The sequence below is a fragment of the Acidovorax sp. KPB24-07 genome (assembly GCF_057543315.1).
This window is the reverse complement of the sequence record NZ_BAAJYS010000281.1, coordinates 1-4424: the sequence shown is the minus strand read 5'-3', so window position 1 is coordinate 4424 and position 4424 is coordinate 1. Positions and strand designations below refer to the sequence as shown.

The following is a 4424-nucleotide window of genomic DNA, read 5'->3' as shown; positions in this document are numbered from 1 at the left end:
ATGCGCACGGCCACGCCGGCCGAGCGCAGGGCCAGACTGGTGGCGAGCGCGCCGCGCACGGGGCGCAACTCGCCGGACAGCGACAGTTCTCCCGCGAACTCGTGGCCCGCCAGGCGCGCGCTGTCGATCTGCCCGCTGGCCGCCAGAATCCCAAGCGCAATCGGCAGATCGAATCGGCCGGAGTCTTTGGGCAGATCGGCCGGAGCGAGATTGACCGTGATTTTCTGGTTGTGCGGAAACTCCAGCCCGGCATTCTGCAGTGCCGAGCGCACGCGTTCCCGCGCCTCCTTCACTTCCACATCCGCCAGACCGACCAGCGTGAAGCTGGGCAATCCGTTGGCCAGATGCACTTCGACCGTCACGCACGGGGCCTGCAGTCCCAGCAATGCCCGGCTCTGCACCAAAGCAAGACCCATGGTTGATTTTCTCCCTCGTTGGAAAGCCGGCTGTTCGCCAGCGCCTGAATTTCGAAGGGCGAGGATATCGGCAATCGCGGCCCTCCCGGCACGGCAGCGGTTGAGAACCAGTGCAGAGGGCGCCCAGGCTGGCCGCGCCGGGGCGCGGGATCGCGCCATCGGTCGGCCGCCGCGCGCCGCCGTTGCGGTCCTGTTTTGAATGCCTTTGTTTGCCGGGGTTAATCAGGACCGGCAAAGCCGGAGATTAATTACATGAAAAGGTCGGACCCGAAAAGATAAACAGCGGTTTAATAATGTACAACTCCGTACTTTATTCGCTGCGAATATTATTTTCACTCGATGTGTTAAATAAAATTTCCTTATGTTGTGTGGAAAACCAGCGTGGCGTGGAGGCCATTGATCGAATCACACGCAAGCAAATGAAACATAAAAACCCCATATTAAAAATGGCAGTGGTTTTTGATCTAGCCTAATACCGTGCTGCACTGCAACATCGAATCAACAACACGGAGGTTTCCATGGACCTGACCACGCGACTCATGCTTCAAAACCGTGCCTGGGCTGACGAAATGACGTCACGCGACCCGGCATTTTTCGAAAACCTGGTGGCCGGCCAGCAGCCGCGCGTCTTCTGGATCGGGTGCGCCGACAGCCGCGTGCCCGCCGAAAGCATCACCAATGCCTTGCCGGGCGAGTTGTTCGTGCACCGCAGCGTGGCGAACCTGGTGCGTCCGGACGATCCCAACATCATGAGCGCGCTGCAATACGCCCTCGACGTGCTCCAGGTGCGGTACGTGATCGTCTGTGGCCACGAGGGGTGCGGCGGCGTCCGGGCCGCCCTGATGCCGGCCGAAAGCGCGGTGCCGGCGCGCGGAGACTACCTGGCCGAGCACCTTCGCCCGCTGCGGGCCCTGTACCGCCGCCGTGCGGGCGAGATCGACGGCCAGACCGTCCCCGACCCGGACGATGCCGATGAAGTCGCTGCCCGGGTGGGCCGCTTCGTGGAGCTGAACGTGGCCGATCAGGTGCACACGCTGGCGGCCACGCCCCAGGTGCAGCGCGCCTGGCAGCGGGGGCAGTCCCTGCAGCTGCTGGGCTGGGTCTACGCCTTGCGGGACGGGCGCCTGCGCCAGGTGCTGGACCTCGATGCCAGCAGCATCCAGCTGGCCGCGGCGGCCTGACCCGAAGGAGTGCGCACCATGCAAACCACCCTTCGCAACCCGGACGGCGCGTCGGCCGCCGGTCTTCTGGCCCACTGGCGCAGCGACGTGCCGGCGGGCGTCGTCGTCTTCCTCGTGGCCTTGCCCTTGTGCCTGGGCATCGCATTGGCCAGCGGCGTGCCGCTGATGGCGGGGCTTGTCTCCGGCATCGTGGGCGGGCTGGTCGTGGCCTGGCTGTCGGGCTCCCAGCTCAGCGTGAGCGGGCCGGCGGCCGGCCTGGTCGTGATCGTCGTCGATGCGATCGCCAAGCTGGGGAGCTTCGAGGCGTTCCTCGTGGCCGTGATGGTGGCGGGCGCGCTGCAGTGGCTGTTCGGCCGCCTGCAGGCCGGCGATCTGGGCGCCTGCTTTCCCTCGCCCGTCATCAAGGGGATGCTGGCCGCCATCGGGCTGATCCTCATCCTCAAGCAGCTTCCGGTGGCGTTCGGCTTCGTGTCGGGCGAGCAGGCCATGCGCCTGGTGCCCCGCACGATCGACGGATTCGATGACCTGGGCCGGCTGGTCGGCGCCGTCACCGGCAGTGCGGTGATCATCGCCGCCGGTGCGCTGGCCATCCTGTTCGCCTGGGACTCCCCCTGGGCCAAGCGCCTGCCGCTGATCGGCCGGCTGCCCGGGCCGCTGCTGGCGGTGCTCTGGGGCATCGGGTACCAGGCCGTGGCCATGGCCACCGAGCCGTCCGTGGCGCTGCCCGACCACCAGCGCGTGGCCCTGCCCGAAGGCGACGGCCTGGCCGCGCTGTGGTCGCAGCTCGCCTCGCCCGACTGGTCGGCGCTGGCGCGGCCGGAGGTCTACACCATCGCCTTCACCCTCGCCGTCGTGGCCAGTCTGGAAACCCTGCTGAGCCTGGAGGCGGCCGACCGGCTCGATCCCCTCAAGCGCGTGGCGCCGCCCAACCGGGAGCTGCAGGCGCAAGGGGTGGGCAACCTGCTGGCCGGCCTGCTGGGGGGGCTGCCGATCACGGCGGTGATCGTGCGCACCTCGGCCAACATCCAGTCCGGTGCGCGCACCCGGCTGTCGGCGGTGTTCCATGGCGTGCTGCTGCTGGCGAGCGTGCTGTTCCTGTCGGAGTTCCTGCAGTGGGTGCCGCTGGCCGCGCTGGCTGCCGTGCTGCTGCACACCGGCTTCAAGCTGGCCAAGCCGGCCATGATCGCGGCGGTCTGGCGCGAAGGCTGGTCGGCGTTCGTGCCGTTCGCGGTGACGGTGGGCGCGATCCTGGCAACCGACCTGCTCATCGGCATCCTCATCGGGCTGGCCTGCAGCATGCTCTTCCTGATCCAGGCGAACACGCGCGGCGCGCTGACGATGATCTCCGAGGGCAACGTCCACCTGATCCGGCTCAGCAAGGATGTGTCGTTCTTCAGCAAGGCCACGCTGCGCAACCACCTGAACCGGGTGGAGCCGGGGCATTCGCTGGTCATCGACGGCTGCAACTGCGGCTTCATGGACCGCGACATCCGCGAGGCGCTGGACGATTTCATGGCCCATGCGCAGGAGCGCGGCATTCAGGTCGAATTGCGATCCATGCCGCAGGCGGGCCCCCCCGTCCCTTCGGACGAGCCCCCGGCGCAGTGGCTCAAGGCCCGTTCGGCGCGCTGACGGCGGGAGCGCTTCCTCCAAAAACAGCGCGGTCGGCCCGGCCGGGCGGCGGGATGCACCAACGCAGTGTGTCCCGCCGCCCTGTCCCCATGGAGGTGCATGGACGGACGATCGCGGCGAATCATGGCCTTGGTGGCACTGCAATGGTGCAAAAAGTAACGCGGGCGCATAGCATGTAACCACTTTCGGCATAGCTGCCAGGCCGGCGTCCAGGCCCGGATGGCACCGTGCGAGGGAGATGGCACGGTCCATGCTTGGAGCGTGGACATCCCTAATCAGCCACCCCCGGAGGAACCATGTCCCGTGTATCCATGAAGTCCTTGAGCGTCGCCTTCGTTGCCGCCCTGCCTCTGCTGGCCAGCGCACAACTGACGGGCAACGTCAGCCTGACCACCAACTACAAGTTCCGTGGCCAGGACCAGGACGCCAGCCGGGTCAAGGCCGTCAAGCCCGCCATCCAGGGCGGCTTCGACTACAGCTTCGGCGACAGCGGCTGGTATCTGGGCAACTGGAACTCCAGCGTGGACTGGCTGCCGGGCAATTCCATCGAGATGGATTTCTATGGCGGCTACAAATTCAAGGCCGGCGACGTGGACCTGGACCTGGGCGCGCTGACCTATGCGTACCCCGGCAATTCCGTCGGCAACACCACCGAACTCTACGGCGCGGCCACCTACGGCCCGCTGACGGCGAAGTACTCGCACACCATCTCCAAGGACTACTTCGGCTGGGCCTCCGCCAAGACGACCAGCAACAAGGGCCGCAACACCGGCTACCTGAACCTGGCCTATGCGCAGGAAGTGGCCCCCAAGACGACGCTGAAGGCATCGGTCGGCTTCACGCGCTTCGCCAGCGACATCAAGGACCTGGGCGTGCCCAACTACATGGACTACAGCGTGGGCGGTGCCTACGACTTCGGTTCGGGCCTGTCCCTGTCGGCCGCCGTGGTGGGCGCCAACAAGAAGGCCTTCTTCGGCCCGGTCAACAAGTCGCGCCTGATCGTTGCGCTCACGAAAACCCTGTAAGACAACGGGCGCCGAGGGGTGCCTCCAATGGAGAAAAGCAACATGAAAATGGTGACAGCCATCATCAAACCCTTCAAGCTCGACGAGGTGCGCGAAGCCCTGTCGGACATCGGGGTCCAAGGGATTACGGTGACCGAGGTCAAGGGCTTCGGCCGCCAGAAGGGCCACAC

The 4424-nt window shown here is 66.2% G+C and carries 5 protein-coding genes; 4 read left to right on the top strand and 1 reads right to left on the bottom strand.

The genetic code is table 11. From position 1 onward, the window contains the following. Positions 1–416 (bottom strand): magnesium chelatase domain-containing protein (locus AC27IQ_RS19285; RefSeq protein WP_487090444.1); only part of this gene is annotated, 416 nt, incomplete at its 3' end. A 518-nt stretch (positions 417–934) separates the two neighbouring features. Here AC27IQ_RS19285 and AC27IQ_RS19280 point away from each other — a divergent pair. From AC27IQ_RS19280 to AC27IQ_RS19265, 4 genes are all read left to right on the top strand, one after another. Next, positions 935–1597 (top strand): carbonic anhydrase, encoded by a 663-nt coding sequence (locus AC27IQ_RS19280; protein ID WP_284405745.1) that lies wholly within the window; start codon positions 935–937, stop codon positions 1595–1597. Between the two features lie 18 nt (positions 1598–1615). Beyond that, positions 1616–3229: a SulP family inorganic anion transporter gene (locus AC27IQ_RS19275; protein WP_317357317.1), complete on the top strand. Its 1614-nt coding sequence runs from the start codon at positions 1616–1618 to the stop codon at positions 3227–3229. Between the two features lie 296 nt (positions 3230–3525). Beyond that, the gene (locus AC27IQ_RS19270) at positions 3526–4254 is read left to right on the top strand and encodes a TorF family putative porin (protein ID WP_487090443.1); all 729 of its coding nucleotides are present in this window, start codon (positions 3526–3528) and stop codon (positions 4252–4254) included. Positions 4255–4296: 42 nt separating this feature from the next. Then, a partial coding sequence (locus AC27IQ_RS19265; RefSeq protein WP_487090445.1) for a P-II family nitrogen regulator occupies positions 4297–4424 on the top strand: 128 nt, incomplete at its 3' end.